This window comes from Streptomyces meridianus, assembly GCF_023703325.1.
Lineage (GTDB): Bacteria > Actinomycetota > Actinomycetes > Streptomycetales > Streptomycetaceae > Streptomyces > Streptomyces meridianus.
Map to the genome: position 1 here is coordinate 1 of NZ_JAMQGM010000041.1, position 17232 is coordinate 17232.

Genomic DNA, 17232 nt, shown 5'->3' on the forward strand with positions numbered 1-17232 from the left:
ACGGCAGCGCCCACAGCAGGGCCGCCGCGTGCACGGCCGCCCCGGCGAGGCACAGCCCGGTGGACAGACCCCGGCGCCCGGCGGCGAAGCGGGCACCGAGCAGCAGACCCGTGGCACACACTGCGTAGCCGACGACGGCCCAGTCCTCCGGCAGGACGACACGCAGCATCCCACCGGACGCGGCCACGGCCGCGGCTCCGCTCAGGACGGACCACCACACGTCCGGCCGGCGCAGGGCGGACCCGGACCGGGCGGCGGAGTCGTCGGCGGCTGCCCGGCCGGTGGGGAGGAGCACGCCCGCCAGCCCACCGGCCGATACCCCGAGCAGTACGGCAGCGGCCTGCGCAGCATCGACCGCACCGGTGGCGGACAGCGACAGCCCCAGTGCGAGGCCCAGGCCCGGGCAGCCGGTGACGGCTGCGCACACCGCGGCGGTTCCGCGCACCCCGGGGGTGCCGCGCCAACGGGTGACCAGGACGTCCAGCGTTGCCGTGGCGGTCAGCGCCCAGGCGTGGCCGAGGGCGTCGGCGGAAAGTGCGACCGCCCAGAGAGAAAAGGGGAGTTGAGCCAGGCAGAGAGCCAACGGCAGAGGCAGCCGCAGCCCGTTGGGGGACGCCGGACGCCGGCCCGCCCCGGCAGCGTCCGCCCCCGGCGAGTGCGCCCGGGCAGCAGGGGCCGGCCGGCCCGGCCACAGCCCGTAGCCCGCCCAGACCAGGGCGAGCACGGTGCCCGCCACCGCGCCGTAGCCGGCCCAGCCGGAGTCCGGGAAGGCCAGAACGTGCAGGGCGTACGCGTCCAGCATCAGCAGCACCAGCCCCAGGCAGCCGACCACTTCGGCCGTCGCGGTCAGGGACCTGCGCAGCAGCGGGACCGGCGCCGTCAGCGCCGTGAGCGTCAGCAGCGCCAGGACCGCGGCCCGTCCGCCCGTTCCCATGCGGCCCCAGCTGACCACCGTGAAGGCGGTCACCGCCACGGCCAGCAGGACCCCGCCGAGCCCCAGCAGGACGTTCTGCACGGTCGGCGGGTTCGTCTCTCGCCGGGCGGCCGGAGGCCCTTGCCACCCGGGCCGAGCGGGCCACGCTCCGGGCGGGGCCGGCGGGCCGGTGACCGGCCATCCGCTGCGGTTCAGCTGGGTGAGGATTTGTCCCCGCCGGGCCAGAAGCCGCGCGCGGTCGGCGTCGAGCCGGGCGAGCATCAGGTCAATCTGCTGCAGTTCCACGGCGGGAGGGACGCTGTTCATACGGTGCAGTGTGGCCGCGCCGCCCGCCAGGGAACATGGGTACGTGTACTCAGGCCGATCGTGAGTACCGCTGTGCGCCGGACGCGCACGGCGGCACACTGGGGAAGTGGACTGGTGCAGCTACCGCTTCCGGAGCCTGTGGGACGTCGATGCCCCGCCCGACGCCGTCTTCGTGGTGCTCGGGACGCCCGAGGAGTATCCGCTCTGGTGGCCGCAGGTCCGTGAGGTGGCCCGGATCGACGACACCAGCGGCCGGGCCCGGTTCCGTTCGGTTCTGCCGTACGACCTGGTCGTCACCGTCCGCAAGGTCCGCCACGACCCTGCCGCCCGCGTGCTGGAGGTGGCGCTCGCGGGAGATCTCGACGGGTGGGCGCGGTGGACCGTCGCGCCGTGCGGCGGCGGTACCCGCGCCGTGTACGACCAGCAGGTCGAGGTGAGGCATCCGTTGATGCGCGTCCTCGCCGTCCCGGGGCGTCCGCTGTTCCGCGCCAACCACGCTCTGATGATGCGCGCGGGGCTGCACGGCCTGCGGGTCAGGCTCGCCGCCGGCTGACCCCGCGGACCGGGCGCGGCGGCCGTGGCTCTCCTCCTCTGGCACCGGAGGTCGCGGTTTGTACGGAGTCCGCCGTGCGCTGTATGGTTCTCGCCGTGCCGCGGTCCGCAATCCGCGACGCGAAGGGGCGATTAGCTCAGTGGGAGAGCGCTTCGTTCACACCGAAGAGGTCACTGGTTCGAACCCAGTATCGCCCACCTCCGAACCGGGCCGCCGGACAGGCGGCCCGGTTCTCTGCATTCGATGACGTCGACTCTCAGGCAGCGGTGGGCAGTTGGGGCCGGAGCGGCCAGGCGGGGTCGACCTGTTCCGGGGAGCCGTTGCGGGCGAACCACGCCTGGAGGCCCCGGGCCTGCCCGGCATGCCAGACGGCCTGGAGGCTGTGCAGCTCCGCCGCACTCAGCTGTTCCAGCCGCGGCGCGAAGCGTCGCCCCAGGGCCCGGACCAGGTCGAGCGACGCGACGGCGTCCGCCGCCGCGTCGTGCGCACCGGTCAACTCCACGCCGTAGTGAGCACACAAATCGGTGAGCGTGCGCCGCCCCTTGCGATACGGGTCGAGATGCTTGTCCAGAACGCGGGGATCGATCACGCACAGCGAGGCGCCGCCGAGGTATCCCGCCAGCGACGAGGCCCGGTGCCGACGCAACTCACGGTCGAGAAGCGTGAGATCGAAGGGCGCGTTCATCACCACCAGGGGCGTGCGCGCCGCGCAGAGCGCGGCCAGGGCCCGTGCGGCCTCCTCGACGACCGGTGACGGCCACCGGCCGTGGCGCTGCAGGTGCTCTTCTGTCAGCCCGTGCACGGCCGTCGCCTCCGCGGGTATCGGAACGCCGGGGCTCACCAGCCACCTGGTGACACGCGCCACCGCGCCCGGTGAGCTCTGGACGACCAGGGCAGCCGAAACCATGCGATCACGCTCGACGTCGACCCCGGTCGTCTCGGTGTCGAATGCGGCGAGTGGTCCCTCGAACCAGTACATGTCACCAACTCCTCGCCTTGGCGCGGAACATGGGAATTGGTCCCGTTACGAGCTGGTGATACCCCGACCGTTTGCTGCGTACGCCGCCCGGAGACAACACAGATGACGGGCCGTCGGTGGCCGGCGTGCCCGCAGGGGGACATCGCGCGGAAGGCGCAGGGAACATGACGCTCGCTCATCCGGAACCCGGGGGCCTGCACCGCGACGGGGAACGTGGAAACCCGTCGGCTGCGGGGCCCGCACGGGGCCAACTCGCCGTCACCGCCTGCATGGAGACACTCCAGGTGGGATACCTCCACGCCGTCGCGGCGGCGGCCGGCTGCTCGCTGGCCCAGCCGTTCCCCGACAACGGCATCGACTGGCACGTCAGCCACAGCGCACCCGGCCATGCCGTGGACGACGAGGTGACCATCAAGGTCCAGCTGAAGTGCACCTACCAGATGCCGCCGCACCCCGCCGGGAGCTCCTTCTCGTTCACGCTCGACAACGACCACCTGGTGAAGCTCGCGCGCACACCGGTGGCCGTCCACAAGATCCTCGTGGTGATGCTGGTGCCGAGGACCCCCGGGGAGTGGCTGAACGCCTCGCACGACCGGCTGGCCCTGCGGCACTGCTGCTACTGGACCAACCTGGCAGGCCACCGCGTGACGGGGCGCACCCGTACCACCGTGCGGATTCCGACCGCGCGCATCTTCGACGACCGGGCGCTCTGCGAGATCATGACCCGGGTCGGGCGGGGAGGGAGACCGTGATGAACCTGCCGTTCGGCGAACCGTCCCCGGGCCGACGGCCCGGCGGAAGCTTCCCGCGGGAGGGTCTGGACCCCGGCCGGGTCGACCCGCACGTCCTCACCACCCTGCTCGCCCGGCGCGGCTGGCAGCGCCGCGGCGGAGAACCGGGCCGGTACGCGCGATGGACGCCCCCGCCCTCCGACCCCGGTGCCGCCAGCCTTCTCGTCCCTGAGAGCCTCGCCTTCCCCGACAGCCGGGATCTGCTCGCGGACGCCCTCACCGGACTGGTCCGCAGCCCCACCGCCACCGCGCGCCAGGTCCTGGTCGCCCTCGCCGTGCCCAGCGACGAGCTGCGCTGGTCGCGTCGGGTGCCGGATCGCGACACGGGTCCGTGCGGCAGCTCGCCGTGGCCGGCCGGGGACCGGCTGCGCCGGGGAGCCCGGGCGATGCTGCTGGCCGGGGCGCTGGGGGCACTCGGCCGGGCCGCACACCACGGGGCACGGCACCGCAGGCGCGCCGAGGAGGCCCTCGGACAGGTACTCGTCGGGCCGGAGTCCGCGGCCGGAACACTGACCGCCCATCTGCCCGTCGCGAGCGGGCGAGCCGCCGCGACCACACTGCTGCGGGCGCTTCACGCGGCCCGCGACGCAACCGACTATCACCGTGCGACCGGCCGGCCGGAGGCGTTCGACGCGGCCGTCCGGCTCGGTGTGAGCCGTGAGCTGACCGAGGCAGTCGTCGATCTCGTCCACGGCTCCGAGGGCATCCGCTTCGCGCTGGAATGGTCACCGGCCACGGGCGCCCCCGCCGGATTCTCCGCCGCGCCCGAACCGGTGGAGTTCTCCCCGGGCGATCTGCCCGCGCTGCGGGACGCCGGTGCCCGGTTCGTCCGCTGCGAACCGTCCGTTCCGGTCCGGCTGACCGGGGTCGTGGTGCGGATGCGGCGCCGCTCGGCGGCCGGACCGGGAACGGTGGCGCTGCGGGTCCTGACCGGGGCGGACGTCGGCCGGGTCCGGGCGGAACTCGACGAGAACTCGTACCGGACGGCCGTCCACGCCCACCTCGTCGGACTGCCGATCAGGGTGAGCGGACGCCTGGAGAGCAGTGGAGGCTTCCGCCGCCTCACCGGCGCCCGGGACGTGGAGCCGGTGCGCGTCGACGAGACCGAGCGGGACCGCATGATGAAGTCGCTGCACGAGAACCTGGGCTGCTTCGAGGAGGCATGGGGCGGCGAGGACGACGGGTAGTCCGGTGCGGAACCGCTCCCGGAGGCGGGCCACGGCGCACCACCGGACGTGCGCCGGTGCCCGGGAAACGTTTAGCGGTCCGCCCCGGCGGATCGGTACCATCTGGGGGACCCGGGTGAATGCCTCCCCGGGGCCAGCGCCACCTGCGCAGCGTCCGCTGCCGCAGAGCCACGAGTCAGGAGAAACCGGTGTCGGACGTCCGTGTGATCATCCATCGCGATTCCGAGCGGGAAGAGCGCGTGGTGACCACGGGCACGACGGCGGCGGACCTCTTCCCCGGCGATCGCAGCATCGTCGCCGCGCGGGTGACCGGTGAGCTCAGGGACCTGACCCACGAGATCGCCGAGGGCGACGTGGTCGAGCCGGTCCTGATCGGATCCGACGACGGCCTGAACATCCTGCGGCACTCGACCGCGCACGTCATGGCGCAGGCCGTGCAGGAGCTGTTCCCCGAGGCGAAGCTCGGCATCGGCCCGCCGATCAAGGACGGCTTCTACTACGACTTCGATGTCGAGAAGCCCTTCCACCCCGACGACCTCAAGCGCATCGAGAAGAAGATGCAGGAGATCGTCAAGCGCGGGCAGCGCTTCTCGCGCCGGGTGACCACCGACGAGGACGCCCGCGAGGAGCTCGCGGACGAGCCCTACAAGCTGGAGCTGATCGGCCTCAAGGGTTCGGCCGCCGAGGCAGCCGAGGGTGCCTCCGCAGAGGTCGGCGCCGGTGAGCTGACCATCTACGACAACCTGGACCCGAAGACGGGCGACCTGTGCTGGAAGGACCTGTGCCGGGGTCCGCACCTGCCGACCACCCGGAACATCCCGGCGTTCAAGCTGATGCGTTCTGCCGCCGCCTACTGGCGCGGCAGCGAGAAGAACCCGCAGCTTCAGCGCATCTACGGCACCGCCTGGCCGGCCAAGGACGAGCTCAAGGCGTACCTGGAGTTCCTCGCCGAGGCCGAGAAGCGCGACCACCGCAAGCTCGGCGCCGAGCTCGACCTGTTCTCCATCCCGGAGGAGCTGGGATCCGGCCTCGCCGTTTTCCACCCCAAGGGCGGCATCATCCGCCGGGAGATGGAGACATACTCGCGCGAGCGCCACCAGGCCGCGGACTACGAGTTCGTCAACACCCCGCACATCTCGAAGGAGCACCTCTTCGAGACCTCGGGGCACCTGCCGAACTATGCCGAGGGAATGTTCCCGCCCCTGGAGTTCGACGGGCAGAACTACCGCCTCAAGGCGATGAACTGCCCCATGCACAACCTGATCTTCAAGGCACGCGGACGCTCCTACCGTGAACTGCCGCTGCGTCTCTTCGAGTTCGGCACGGTGTATCGCTACGAGAAGTCCGGCGTCGTGCACGGCCTGACCCGGGCCCGCGGCTTCACCCAGGACGACTCGCACATCTACTGCACGAAGGAGCAGATGGCGGACGAACTGGACTCGCTGCTCACCTTCGTCCTGGATCTCCTGCGCGACTACGGGCTCAACGAGTTCGAGCTCGAGCTCTCCACCCGCGACGACTCCCCGAAGTTCATCGGTGAGGACGCGGAGTGGGAGGAGGCAACCGAGGCGCTGCGCCAGGCGGCCGAGAAGCAGGGCCTGCCGCTGGTCCCGGACCCGGGCGGCGCCGCCTACTACGGGCCGAAGATCTCGGTCCAGGCGAAGGACGCCATCGGCCGTTCCTGGCAGATGTCCACCATCCAGGTCGACTTCCAGCAGCCCAAGCGCTTCGAGCTCGAGTACACGGCGGCGGACGGTTCCCGTCAGCAGCCGGTGATGATCCACCGTGCCCTCTTCGGCTCGATCGAGCGGTTCTTCGCGGTGCTCCTGGAGCACTACGCCGGCGCCTTCCCGGCCTGGCTCGCCCCCGTCCAGGTCGTCGGCATCCCGATCGGCGACAGTCACGTGCCCTACCTGCGGGAGGTCGCGGCGAAGCTGAAGGCGCGCGGCATCCGCGTCGAGGTGGACGCCTCCTCCGACCGGATGCAGAAGAAGATCCGCAACGCCCAGAAGTCCAAGATCCCTTACATGCTGATCGCGGGTGACGACGATGTGGCGGCCGGTGCCGTCTCCTTCCGCTACCGCAACGGCGAGCAGAAGAACGGTGTGCCGGTCGACGAGGCGGTCGCCGAGATCGTCAAGGCCGTGGAGGACCGCGTGCAGGTCTGACAAGAGGCCGCACCACGCCCACCGGCCTTCGTGCCCCCGCCCCGCACCGGGCGGGGGCACGTGCCGTCCGGAGGCCGGAGCCGGTGCGCCGCGTGCGGGACCGGCCCGGCGTCAGTCCTCCGAACGCCTGCGGGCCTCCTGCGTCTTCTCCCGGAAGCTCTGCACCAGCCAGGACGAGAAGACACCGACCACCGCGCCGATCAGGGCGACGCCGACCGCCATCATCAGTACCGCCAGGACGCGGCCCCGCCAAGTCACCGGCACCACGTCGCCGTAGCCGGTCGTCGAGAGCGTCACGCAGGCCCACCACACCGCGTCCCCGAACGTGAGGATCGACGCACCGGGTGCGCCCTGCTCCACCCGGTAGACCGCGAGACTCCCGGAGTAGCCGAGTAGCAGTGCGGTCAGCAGGGTCAGGGCCATCACCTGCCCCTCCAGGGACAGCCTCGGGTGCGGACGCCGGAGCTGGGCCGCGGCGTACACCTGCACCATCCGCAGGGGGCGCAGCAACGGCAGCAGCACGACGAGCAGGTCGAGCCAGTGCTTGCGGGCGTAGACCCAGCGGCTGGGGCTGAGTCCCAGCCGCACCGCGTAGTCGATGATGAAGGCGGCCCAGGTGCCGAACGTGATCGTCAGCCAGAACTCGTGCCAGCCCGGTGACACCTCCGGTACGAGCACGTGCACGGTGTAGGCGGCGAGATACAGCAGCGAGGCCACCAGCAGCGGCACCTGGCAGTACCGCTCCCACTCCGCAATCGCACTGTCACCGCGCACCGGCCAAGCATCGCCGTCCGTGGCGCTGCCCCGCCCCGGCGACACGCTTCGCTGCTGCGAAGTTCTATGCTGCTCAGCATGACGAGTGAGCCGGAGCAGCAGATCGGAGTGGGAGCCCAGGACGCCTTCCAGCGTCTGTGGACCCCCCACCGGATGGCGTACATCCAGGGCCAGGGCAAGCCCACCGGTCCCGGCGCCGATGACGGCTGCCCGTTCTGCACCATCCCTGAGAAGTCCGATGAGGACGGCCTCGTCATCGCCCGCGGTGAGCACGTGTACGCGGTCCTCAACCTTTACCCCTACAACGGCGGCCACCTCATGGTGGTGCCGTTCAGGCACGTCGCGGACTACACGGAGCTCGACGGCCCGGAGACCGCGGAGCTCGCCGATCTGACCAAGCGGGCGATGACGGCTCTGCGCAAGGCATCCGGGGCCCACGGGTTCAACATTGGCATGAACCAGGGCGGAGCCGCGGGGGCCGGTATCGCGGCTCATCTGCACCAGCACGTGGTGCCCCGGTGGGGCGGGGACTCGAACTTCATGCCGGTCGTCGGGCACACGCGGGTGCTCCCGCAGCTGCTCGCCGAAACCCGGCGGATGCTCGCCGACGCCTGGCCCGTCTGACCCCTCCCGCCCGGCGTCCGACCCCGGACCGACCTCCGGTCCGGCGGAACGGGATCAGGCGTTGTAGAGGTCCGCCTTCTTCGGCTCGACGTCCTGCACCAGGTTGCTCATGAAGGTCGACCGGGTGCCGAAGACCTCGGTGTCCACGCCGTTCTCCTCCAGCATCCGCATGGTCGCGGCATGCACGGAGCGCAGCACCGGGGTCGCGGCTCGCAGCGCGTCGTCCGCCATGAAGCGGTGCCGCCAGGGCGGGGACGCCCAGGCGTGCCGCAGGCCGAACGGTTCGGGCAGCGTGACCTTGCCGCCGAGGAAGTCGACGAACGGCGGGAACCAGGTGAAGGGGGCGCGCACTGCCAGCCGCACCACCTCGTCCGGCTTCACCAGGGGCTGGACGACCTCCTTCGTCTCCCAGAACCGCCAGCCGTTCGTGACCTCCTTCTTCTCCGGCTCCGGTTTGGTGGTGAAGAGCGAGTGCACCGGTCCGAGGGCGTGCCCGGTCACCTCGATGCGCAGGGTCTTGTGCAGCACCGTGACGGTGACCAGGAAGGTGAGGACCAGCTGGCCGTCCCACAGGACGAACTGGACCCCGAGGTAGTGCCGGTTGCCGCTGCCGAACTGCTGCTCGTTGCAGATGCGCTGGATCTCGTGGCCCTTGATCCGGTAGGCGTCGGTGTCCGTGTTGTTGGGCCGGGTGACCTCCTTGGCACCCTCGCCGATCGGTGACACCACCCAGTGCGCCACGGACGGCTTGGGGAACCCGCCGGTGTGCAGCGGACCGCGTTCCAGCATCCGCAGCTGGTCGTGGATCGCGCGTATGACGTCCCAGCTGCGGAACGGGTTGAAGTCCTTGCCCGGTTCGGCCGAGACGAGCTCCTCGGCGAGGTGCCAGCTGCCCCACCGCGTGCCCATGCCCAGTATGCCCTTGGGCCCGGCGTAGAAGACGAGGTTGCTGTTCTGCTCGGCCGTCAGCTGCGCGAGGGCCTTGCGCAGCCGCTCGGCGCTCGTGTGGTTCGGGTCCTGCGGAACGGCCTCGGGGATCTTCGGGCCCAGACCGCTTCCGGTGAGCAGGCTCTCCCACCGGGCGCGCATGTCCTGCGCGCTGCGCTCGCAGATCTGCTTCGCCACCCACCAGCCGATGACCGGTGCCACCACCATCACCCGCAGGTACACGCCCCACAGCCCGGGCAGCGGCGGCCGGAGCAGGAACAGCAGGGACACGCCGCCCGCGACGACCAGCACGATCGAACCGAGTGCCGTCGCACGCCGGTTCTCGGGACCCGTGATCGTCCGGCGCAGCTGGAAGGCGGTCAGCCACAGCAGGGTGCCGGGCAGGAACAGCAGGGCACTGAGCGCCATGACGACCGTCAGCTTGGCGTCCCGGGCCCGGCGTATCCGGGTCGCGGCCAGACAGTGCTCGACCACGGTCTGGGGCTCCGTCCCGAAGGACTGGATCAGGGGCTTGCGAGCCCCGCCGAGCAGCCGCACCTGCACCGCCCGGGCGAACGCCTCTCCCAGATTCGGCTGGAACAGGGAGAGGAACGCGGACTTCGGCTTCTTGACGGTGGTCTTGTGCCACTCGTTGTCCGTCTTGAGGAACTCCTCCAGCGGGGTGTCGCGATAGGCCGCGGAAGCGAGGGCATGGGTCGCCGCGGTCTGACCGGCCGCCCCGGTCAGCGGAACCTGGGCCCCGGGGCTGAAGTCGAATCCGTCCTGTGCCACTACCGCCCCCAACGCTGCGCGCATCCGATGGTGCGGCTCTGCCCGACTACCGCCCCGTGCACACCTTCTGAAGTGCATCTCAGCGTATCCGTGCGGGTGCCCATCCCGCAGGGGGTTGATCGGACGGGCCGTCAGCAGCCTGTTGGCGCGGAATGTCCGCGGCCCCGGGGCCCTCGCGGCCCCGCTGCCCGGGCGTCGCCTCTCGGTGAAGCCCAGGGACAGCCGTCGGCACGGGAACCCCTCCGCGGCGACCGGGCGAACTCCCGGTCCCTGCAGAGCCGTTCCCGTGCCTGTGGGCCGTGGGCTACGCGCCGGCCCCGGCTGTTTCGCGGATCTTCGACGCCACCTGGGCCGGCATCGGCTCGTGCCGGGCGTAGGCGCGGCTGAACCGTCCGGTGCCGTGCGACAGCGAGCGCAGATCGACGGCGTACCGGCCGATCTCCATCTCCGGGATCTCGGCCTTGACCAGCGTGCGGCCCGGCCCGGACTGATCGGTGCCCACCACCCGGCCCCGCCGGCCCGACAGATCGCTCATCACCTGGCCCACGTACTCGTCGGCCACCATGACCTGAACCTCCGAGACCGGCTCCAGCAGGTCGATCCGCACGGACGCGGCAGCCTCCCGGAGCGCCAAGGCCCCCGCGGCCTGGAACGCGGCATCGGAGGAGTCCACCGAGTGCGCCTTGCCGTCCACCAGGGTCACCCGGATGTCCACCAGCGGATATCCGGCGGCGATACCGCGGGCGGCCTGGGCCCGTACGCCCTTCTCCACCGACGGGATGAACTGCCGGGGCACGGCGCCGCCGACCACACGGTCGACGAACTCGATGCCCGACCCCGGCGGCAGCGGCTCCACCTCGATGTCGCAGATCGCGTACTGGCCGTGCCCGCCGGACTGCTTGACGTGCCGGCCGTGCCCGTTCGACGCGACGCCGAAGGTCTCGCGCAGCGCAACCCTGTGCGGCACCGCATCGACCTGCACGCCGTACCGGCCGCGCAGCCGCTCCAGCACCACGCTCATGTGCGCCTCGCCCAGACACCACAGCACCACCTGACGGGTGTCCGGATTCTGCTCCAGCCGGGTCGTCGGGTCCTCGGCGACGAGCCGTGACAGGCCCTGCGAGAGCCGGTCCTCGTCCTGCTTGCTGTGCGCCTGCACGGCCACCGGCAGCAGCGGGTCCGGCATCAGCCAGGGTTCCATCAACAGCGGATCGTCCTTCGACGACAACGTGTCGCCCGTCTCCGCCCGGCCGAGCTTCGCCGCGCAGACCAGATCGCCCGCGATCCCGCTCGGCAGGATGCGCTGCTGCTTGCCGAACGGCATCGACAGCGCGCCCACACGCTCGTCGACGTCGTGGTCCTCGTGACCGCGGTCCTCCAGGCCGTGGCCCGAGACGTGGACGGTCTCGTCCGGCCGCAGGGTGCCCGAGAAGATCCGGACCAGACTGATGCGCCCCACGTAGGGGTCGGAGAACGTCTTGACCACCTCGGCCGCCAACGGTCCGGCCGGGTCGCACTCGAGGGCGGGCCGCGGTTTGCCGTCCGGTGTCGTCACCGCCGGGAGTTCGCGCTCGGGAGGTGTGGGGAAACCGCCGGCGATCAGCTCCAGCAACTCCACCGTGCCCAGGCCGTACCGCGCGCCGTCGGCGGCCGGTGCGGCCGCGAGAACCGGGTGGAAGGACCCGCGCGCCACCGCCCTTTCCAGGTCCCCGACCAGGGTCTTGACGTCGATGTCCTCGCCGGCGAGATACCGGTCCATCAGGGTTTCGTCCTCGCTCTCGGCGATGATCCCCTCGATGAGCCGGTTGCGGGCCTCCTCGATCAGCGGCAGATGCTCCGGATCGGGCGGCTGCTCCGCGCGCTCCCCGTTCGAGTAGTCGAAGATGCGCTGGGAGAGCAGCCCGATGAGCCCGACGACCGGCGCGTGTCCGTCCCCCCCCGCCTCGCCGTGCAGCGGCAGGTAGAGGGGCAGGACCGCGTCCGGGTCCTCGCCGCCGAAGGTGCGCGCGCAGATCGCCGTCATCTCGTCGAAGTCGGCCCGCGCCGCCTCGAGATGGGTGACGACGATGGCTCGCGGCATGCCCACGGCCGCGCACTCGTCCCAGACCATCCGGGTCGAGCCGTCCACGCCGTCGGAAGCCGAGACGACGAAGAGGGCCGCGTCCGCCGCTCGCAGACCGGCCCTCAACTCTCCGACGAAATCGGCGTATCCGGGGGTGTCCAGGATATTGATCTTGATGCCGTCCCATTCCACGGGGACCAGCGACAGCTGGACGGAGCGCTGCCGGCTCTGCTCGATCTCGTCGTAGTCGGAGAGCGTGGTCCCGTCCTCGACCCGCCCCGGCCGGTTGATCGCCCCGGCCGCCAGGGCGAGCGCCTCCACCAGCGTGGTCTTGCCCGATCCGCTGTGGCCGACCAGCACGACGTTCCGTATCGCGGAGGGCCGGTCGGCCGTTGCCGCCCTGCCGGCGGCTCCGGGCTGTGTGCGTGTTTTGTCGCCCATGTGCCTCACCTTCCGGTCTGCACCTGCGTACTTCGAGCTTTCCACCACCGTCACCCTGCGTCCATACGTCCGGCGCGCGTCCGTCGACGGGTGCACGGCACGAGCGGCCCGGTGGCCTGGCTACGATGGGCCAGCCGACGCCTGTCCGGGGCGCGCGGCACCGACCGATCCCCGGGAAGGCCATGCTGAACAAGTACGCGCGTGCGTTCTTCACGCGTGTCCTCACCCCCTTCGCCGCACTGCTGCTCAGGCTCGGGGTCAGTCCCGACACCGTCACCCTGGTGGGGACCGGCGGTGTCGTGGCCGGCGCACTGGTCTTCTTCCCCATGGGGGAGCTGTTCTGGGGCACGGTCGTGATCACCCTGTTCGTCTTCTCCGACCTGGTGGACGGCACCATGGCCCGCCTCTCGGGTCGGTCCAGCCGCTGGGGCGCCTTCCTGGACTCGACGCTCGACCGGGTGGCCGACGCGGCAGTCTTCGGCGGGCTGGCGCTCTGGTACGCGGGCGGGGGCGACGACCTGCTGCTGTGCGGCATCGCCATCTTCTGCCTGGCCGGCGGCCAGGTCGTCTCCTACACCAAAGCGCGCGGGGAGAGCATCGGGCTGCCGGTGAACGTCAACGGGCTGGTGGAACGGGCCGAGCGCCTCGTCATCTCCCTGGTGGCCGCCGGGCTTGCGGGACTGCACGCCTTCGGCGTGCCCTACATCGAGATCCTGCTGCCCATCGCGCTGTGGGTGGTGGCGGTGGGCAGCCTGATCACCCTCGGGCAGCGAATGGTGACCGTGCGAAGTGAGGCGGCGGAGATGGACGCTGCGGCGGCCCCCGGCACCGGGACCGGAGACGAGGCGGCATGAAGGAGCAGGTCACGGACGCCCTGTACGGCCTGGGCTGGGCCACGGTCAAGCGGCTCCCCGAGCCGGCGGCCGAGGCCCTGGGGCGGACCGTCGCCGATACGGTCTGGCGTCGCCGCGGCAAGCAGATACTCCGCCTCGAGGCCAACCTCGCGCGGGTCGTCCCCGAAGCGGACGCGGACCGGCTCGCCGAGCTCTCGCGCGCCGGCATGCGCTCCTACCTGCGGTACTGGATGGAGTCGTTCCGGCTCCCCGCGTACAGCAGGGACCGGATCCGTGACGCCTTCACGCCCGAGGACGTCCACCTGCTCGAGGAGGGACTCGCCTCGGGCCGAGGGGTGATACTCGCGCTCCCCCACCTGGGCAACTGGGACCTCGCCGGGGCCTGGGTCACCACGCAGCTCGGCGTGCCCTTCGCCACGGTCGCCGAGCGGCTCAGGCCCGAGACGCTGTACGACCGGTTCGTCGCCTATCGCGAGAGCCTCGGTATGGAGGTGCTTCCGCACAGTGGCGGCACCGCCTTCGGCACCCTGGCCCGCCGGCTGCGCGCGGGCGGCCTGGTCTGCCTCGTCGCCGACCGGGACCTGTCCGCCTCCGGCGTCGAGGTCGACTTCTTCGGCGACCGCACGCGCATGCCCGCCGGGCCGGCGATGCTCGCCCAGCAGACCGGCGCCCAGTTGCTGCCCGTCACCCTCTGGTACGACGAGCCGCCGGTGATGGGCGGTCGGGTCCACCCGCCGGTGACGGTCCCCGAGCAGGGAACCCGGGCGGAGAAGACGGCTGCAATGACCCAGGCCCTCGCCGACGTCTTCGCCGGCGGAATCCGTGAACATCCGCAGGACTGGCACATGCTGCAGCGGCTCTGGCTCGCCGATCTCGAGCCTCGTGAGGAGAAGCCTTGAGGATCGGCATCGTCTGCCCCTATTCCTGGGACGTGCCCGGCGGCGTGCAGTTCCACATCCGGGATCTCGCCGAGCACCTCATCGCTCTGGGGCACGAGGTGTCCGTGCTCGCCCCCGCGGACGACGACACACCGCTGCCGGAGTACGTCGTCCCGGCCGGGCGCGCTGTCCCCGTCCCGTACAACGGCTCGGTGGCCCGGCTCAACTTCGGTTTCCTGTCGGCCGCGCGGGTCCGGCGATGGCTGCAGCACGGCCGCTTCGACGTGCTGCACATCCACGAACCCGCCTCGCCGTCCCTGGGCCTGCTCGCCTGCTGGGCGGCCCAGGGGCCGATCGTGGCCACCTTCCACACCTCGAACCCCCGGTCGCGCGCCATGGTGGCCGCCTATGCGATCCTGCAGGCCGCACTGGAGAAGATCAGTGCCCGGATCGCGGTGAGCGAGTATGCCCGGCGCACCCTCGTCGAGCACCTCGGCGGGGACGCCGTGGTGATCCCCAACGGCGTCGACGTCGACTTCTTCGCCCGCGCCGAGCCCGAACCGCGCTGGCAGGGGCAGACCATCGGGTTCATCGGCCGGATCGACGAACCCCGAAAGGGGCTGCCGGTGCTGATGCGGGCCCTGCCGGAAATCCTCGCCGAACGCCCGGACGCCAGGCTGCTCGTCGCCGGCCGCGGGGACGAGCAGGAGGCGGTCGCCGGACTTCCGGAGAAGATGCGGGAGCGTGTGGAGTTCCTCGGCATGGTCAGCGACGAGGAGAAGGCCCGTCTGCTGCGCAGTGTCGATCTCTACGTCGCCCCGAACACCGGCGGCGAGAGCTTCGGCATCATCCTGGTCGAGGCGATGTCGGCGGGCGCCCCGGTACTGGCCAGCGACCTCGACGCCTTCGTGCAGGTCCTCGACGGGGGGGAAGCCGGGGAACTGTTCGCCAACGAGGAAGCCGGAGCCCTGGCCTCGGCGGCCGTCCGGCTGCTGGGGGATGCCGGGCGGCGCGCCGAACTGCGGGAACGGGGCATGAACCACGTCCGGCGCTTCGACTGGTCGACGGTGGGTGCGGACATCCTCGCCGTCTACGAGACGGTGACGGACGGCGCGGCCTCGGTCGCCGAGGACGAGCGCACCGGCCTGCGGAGCCGCCTCGGGCTCGCCCGCGGCTGACCCGGCCCGGGCTCGGGCGCATCCGCAGGCGTGGTGCGGGCTGCCGTGGGGGAGCGCCGGTTTCCGCCGGACCGGGTGCCGGTACTGTGACCCGCCGTGAGCACACTGATCTGGATTGTCGTCGCCCTGGCCCTCGTCGGCGTCTACCTCAGCTGGACGGCCGGACGCCTGGACCGGTTGCACGCCCGCATCGACGCCACTCGCGCCGCCCTCGACGCCGCGCTCGTCCGGCGGGCCTCGATCAGCCAGGAGGTGGCCACCTCGGGTCTGCTCGACCCGGCCGCTTCGATGGTGCTGTATCAGTCCGCGCATGCCGCGCGGCAGGCCGACGAGGACGGCCGGGAGGTCGCTGAGAGCGAACTCAGCCAGGCGCTGCGGGCGGTGTTCGCCGAGAGCGCACAGGTGGACGCGGTACGGGAGGCCCCCGGAGGTGCGGAGGCCGCCGGGGAGCTGTCGGCCGCCGTCCGCCGGGTTCCGATGGCCCGCAGGTTCCACAACGACGCGGTGCGTGCCGCCCGGGCGCTGCGCCGGCACCGCAAGGTCCGCTGGTTCCGCCTCGCGGGCCACGCCCCGTTTCCGCTGGCCTTCGAGATGGACGACGAGCCCCCGGTCACCCTCGACGGCCGCGCGGTTCGCTGACCGGACCGGAACGGCCCATGACGGGCCACTGGGTGCGAATTGGCCCTTGTCGCCCTGGATCCGGGTGGGGTTTCCTCTTGCGTGCAGCAGTGCGGGCGCACCTGCCCGCACCGGACGGCCGGGCGGAGCCGGTGGCGCAGCAGCCTACGATGGGCTCATCGCACGATTCATTCAAGTGAGGTCAAACCGTGTCCAGCGAGCTCTCCAGCACGTCTGCCCAGGTTCCCGGCGGCAATCCCGAGACCGGCACCGCGCGCGTCAAGCGCGGCATGGCCGAGCAGCTCAAGGGCGGCGTGATCATGGACGTCGTCACGCCGGAGGAAGCGAAGATCGCCGAGGACGCCGGCGCGGTCGCGGTCATGGCCCTGGAGCGGGTCCCGGCCGACATCCGCAAGGACGGCGGCGTCGCGCGGATGTCCGACCCCGACATGATCGACGGAATCATCAGCGCGGTCTCCATCCCGGTGATGGCAAAGTCCCGGATCGGCCACTTCGTCGAAGCGCAGGTCCTGCAGTCCCTCGGCGTCGACTACATCGACGAGTCCGAGGTCCTCACCCCCGCCGACGAGGTCAACCACAGCGACAAGTGGGCCTTCACCACGCCCTTCGTCTGCGGTGCCACGAACCTGGGTGAAGCTCTGCGCCGGATCGCCGAGGGCGCGGCCATGATCCGTTCCAAGGGCGAGGCGGGCACGGGCAACGTCGTCGAGGCCGTCCGCCACCTGCGCCAGATCAAGAACGAGATCGGCAGGCTGCGCGCGCTGGACAACCACGAGCTGTACGCGGCGGCGAAGGAGCTGCGTGCCCCGTACGAGCTGGTCAAGGAGGTCGCCGAGCTCGGCAAGCTGCCGGTCGTGCTGTTCTCCGCCGGTGGTGTGGCCACCCCCGCCGATGCCGCGCTGATGCGGCAGCTGGGTGCCGAGGGTGTGTTCGTGGGCTCGGGCATCTTCAAGTCCGGCGACCCGGCCAAGCGCGCCGCGGCCATCGTCAAGGCGACGACCTTCTACGACGACCCGAAGATCATCGCCGACGCGTCCCGTGATCTGGGCGAGGCCATGGTCGGCATCAACTGCGACACCCTGCCCGAGGCGGAGCGCTACGCCAACCGCGGCTGGTAGTCCCGGCGCCAGAAGCACTCGATGGAC

Annotated in this window: 14 protein-coding genes, 1 tRNA gene and 1 pseudogene; 11 read left to right on the forward strand and 5 right to left on the reverse strand. The window is 71.4% G+C overall.

Annotated features, from left to right (window positions below; all coding sequences use genetic code 11):
* A pseudogene (locus M1E25_RS19095) lies at positions 1-1240 on the reverse strand (SCO7613 C-terminal domain-containing membrane protein); the annotation flags it as partial.
* Between the two features lie 106 nt (positions 1241-1346).
* Between M1E25_RS19095 and M1E25_RS19100 the strand changes: the two are divergent.
* On the forward strand, positions 1347-1793 hold the full coding sequence (locus M1E25_RS19100) for an SRPBCC family protein (protein WP_251417234.1): 447 nt from the start codon (positions 1347-1349) through the stop codon (positions 1791-1793).
* A gap of 125 nt (positions 1794-1918) precedes the next feature.
* Positions 1919-1990 (forward strand) — tRNA-Val (locus M1E25_RS19105).
* Positions 1991-2049: 59 nt separating this feature from the next.
* Here M1E25_RS19105 and M1E25_RS19110 read toward each other — a convergent pair.
* Entirely contained in the window at positions 2050-2772 is a 723-nt protein-coding gene (locus tag M1E25_RS19110; protein WP_251417235.1) for a 3'-5' exonuclease, read from the reverse strand.
* A gap of 164 nt (positions 2773-2936) precedes the next feature.
* Here M1E25_RS19110 and M1E25_RS19115 point away from each other — a divergent pair, with 164 nt between their 5' ends.
* The 3 genes from M1E25_RS19115 to thrS all read left to right on the forward strand — a co-directional run bounded on the left by M1E25_RS19115 (position 2937) and on the right by thrS (position 6918).
* Positions 2937-3524: a DUF4365 domain-containing protein gene (locus M1E25_RS19115; RefSeq protein ID WP_251417237.1), complete on the forward strand. Its 588-nt coding sequence runs from the start codon at positions 2937-2939 to the stop codon at positions 3522-3524.
* On the forward strand, positions 3524-4750 hold the full coding sequence (locus M1E25_RS19120; protein WP_251417238.1) for a hypothetical protein: 1227 nt from the start codon (positions 3524-3526) through the stop codon (positions 4748-4750). Before M1E25_RS19115 ends, M1E25_RS19120 begins: the two co-directional genes overlap by 1 nt.
* A 188-nt stretch (positions 4751-4938) precedes the next feature.
* Complete coding sequence (thrS, locus tag M1E25_RS19125; protein ID WP_251417240.1) at positions 4939-6918, forward strand: threonine--tRNA ligase; 1980 nt, start codon at positions 4939-4941, stop codon at positions 6916-6918.
* Positions 6919-7029: 111 nt separating this feature from the next.
* On the opposite strand, the gene M1E25_RS19130 is transcribed toward thrS, so the two are convergent.
* Positions 7030-7692, reverse strand: a complete 663-nt coding sequence (locus M1E25_RS19130; protein WP_251417241.1) for a potassium channel family protein — start codon at positions 7690-7692, stop codon at positions 7030-7032.
* Between the two features lie 66 nt (positions 7693-7758).
* Between M1E25_RS19130 and M1E25_RS19135 the strand changes: the two genes are divergently transcribed.
* Complete coding sequence (locus M1E25_RS19135; protein ID WP_251417243.1) at positions 7759-8316, forward strand: HIT family protein; 558 nt, start codon at positions 7759-7761, stop codon at positions 8314-8316.
* A 54-nt stretch (positions 8317-8370) separates the two neighbouring features.
* Here M1E25_RS19135 and M1E25_RS19140 read toward each other — a convergent pair whose 3' ends face one another.
* Entirely contained in the window at positions 8371-10059 is a 1689-nt protein-coding gene (locus tag M1E25_RS19140; protein ID WP_251417245.1) for an AbeC-like domain-containing protein, read from the reverse strand.
* A gap of 280 nt (positions 10060-10339) precedes the next feature.
* Positions 10340-12538 (reverse strand): elongation factor G-like protein EF-G2, encoded by a 2199-nt coding sequence (locus M1E25_RS19145; RefSeq protein WP_251417247.1) that lies wholly within the window; start codon positions 12536-12538, stop codon positions 10340-10342.
* 125 nt (positions 12539-12663) lie between these two features.
* On the opposite strand from M1E25_RS19145, the gene pgsA reads away from it, so the two are divergent.
* From pgsA to pdxS, 5 genes are all read left to right on the forward strand, one after another.
* Positions 12664-13392 carry a phosphatidylinositol phosphate synthase gene (gene pgsA / locus M1E25_RS19150; RefSeq protein ID WP_251417250.1) on the forward strand — a complete coding sequence of 243 codons (729 nt, stop codon included), beginning with the start codon at positions 12664-12666 and terminating at the stop codon, positions 13390-13392.
* A complete protein-coding gene (locus tag M1E25_RS19155) occupies positions 13389-14291 on the forward strand; it encodes a phosphatidylinositol mannoside acyltransferase (RefSeq protein WP_251417252.1) in 903 nt (300 codons plus the stop codon). Before pgsA ends, M1E25_RS19155 begins: the two co-directional genes overlap by 4 nt.
* Positions 14288-15448 carry a glycosyltransferase family 4 protein gene (locus tag M1E25_RS19160; RefSeq protein WP_251417255.1) on the forward strand — a complete coding sequence of 387 codons (1161 nt, stop codon included), beginning with the start codon at positions 14288-14290 and terminating at the stop codon, positions 15446-15448. Before M1E25_RS19155 ends, M1E25_RS19160 begins: the two co-directional genes overlap by 4 nt.
* Positions 15449-15544: 96 nt before the next feature.
* Entirely contained in the window at positions 15545-16087 is a 543-nt protein-coding gene (locus M1E25_RS19165; protein WP_251417257.1) for a LemA family protein, read from the forward strand.
* A gap of 188 nt (positions 16088-16275) precedes the next feature.
* Positions 16276-17205 (forward strand): pyridoxal 5'-phosphate synthase lyase subunit PdxS, encoded by a 930-nt coding sequence (gene pdxS / locus M1E25_RS19170; RefSeq protein ID WP_308290450.1) that lies wholly within the window; start codon positions 16276-16278, stop codon positions 17203-17205.
* Positions 17206-17232: the final 27 nt, after the last annotated feature.

What these genes read in the sequence shown, in the direction of transcription:
- M1E25_RS19110 (WP_251417235.1), bottom strand. Translation starts at nt 2,772, where the DNA reads ATGTACTGGTTCGAGGGACCACTCGCCGCATTCGACACCGAGACGACC.
- M1E25_RS19115 (WP_251417237.1), top strand. Translation starts at nt 2,937, where the DNA reads ATGACGCTCGCTCATCCGGAACCCGGGGGCCTGCACCGCGACGGGGAA.
- pgsA (WP_251417250.1), top strand. Translation starts at nt 12,664, where the DNA reads ATGGGCCAGCCGACGCCTGTCCGGGGCGCGCGGCACCGACCGATCCCC.
- M1E25_RS19155 (WP_251417252.1), top strand. Translation starts at nt 13,389, where the DNA reads ATGAAGGAGCAGGTCACGGACGCCCTGTACGGCCTGGGCTGGGCCACG.
- M1E25_RS19135 (WP_251417243.1), top strand. Translation starts at nt 7,759, where the DNA reads ATGCTGCTCAGCATGACGAGTGAGCCGGAGCAGCAGATCGGAGTGGGA.
- M1E25_RS19120 (WP_251417238.1), top strand. Translation starts at nt 3,524, where the DNA reads ATGAACCTGCCGTTCGGCGAACCGTCCCCGGGCCGACGGCCCGGCGGA.
- M1E25_RS19145 (WP_251417247.1), bottom strand. Translation starts at nt 12,538, where the DNA reads ATGGGCGACAAAACACGCACACAGCCCGGAGCCGCCGGCAGGGCGGCA.
- M1E25_RS19140 (WP_251417245.1), bottom strand. Translation starts at nt 10,059, where the DNA reads ATGCGCGCAGCGTTGGGGGCGGTAGTGGCACAGGACGGATTCGACTTC.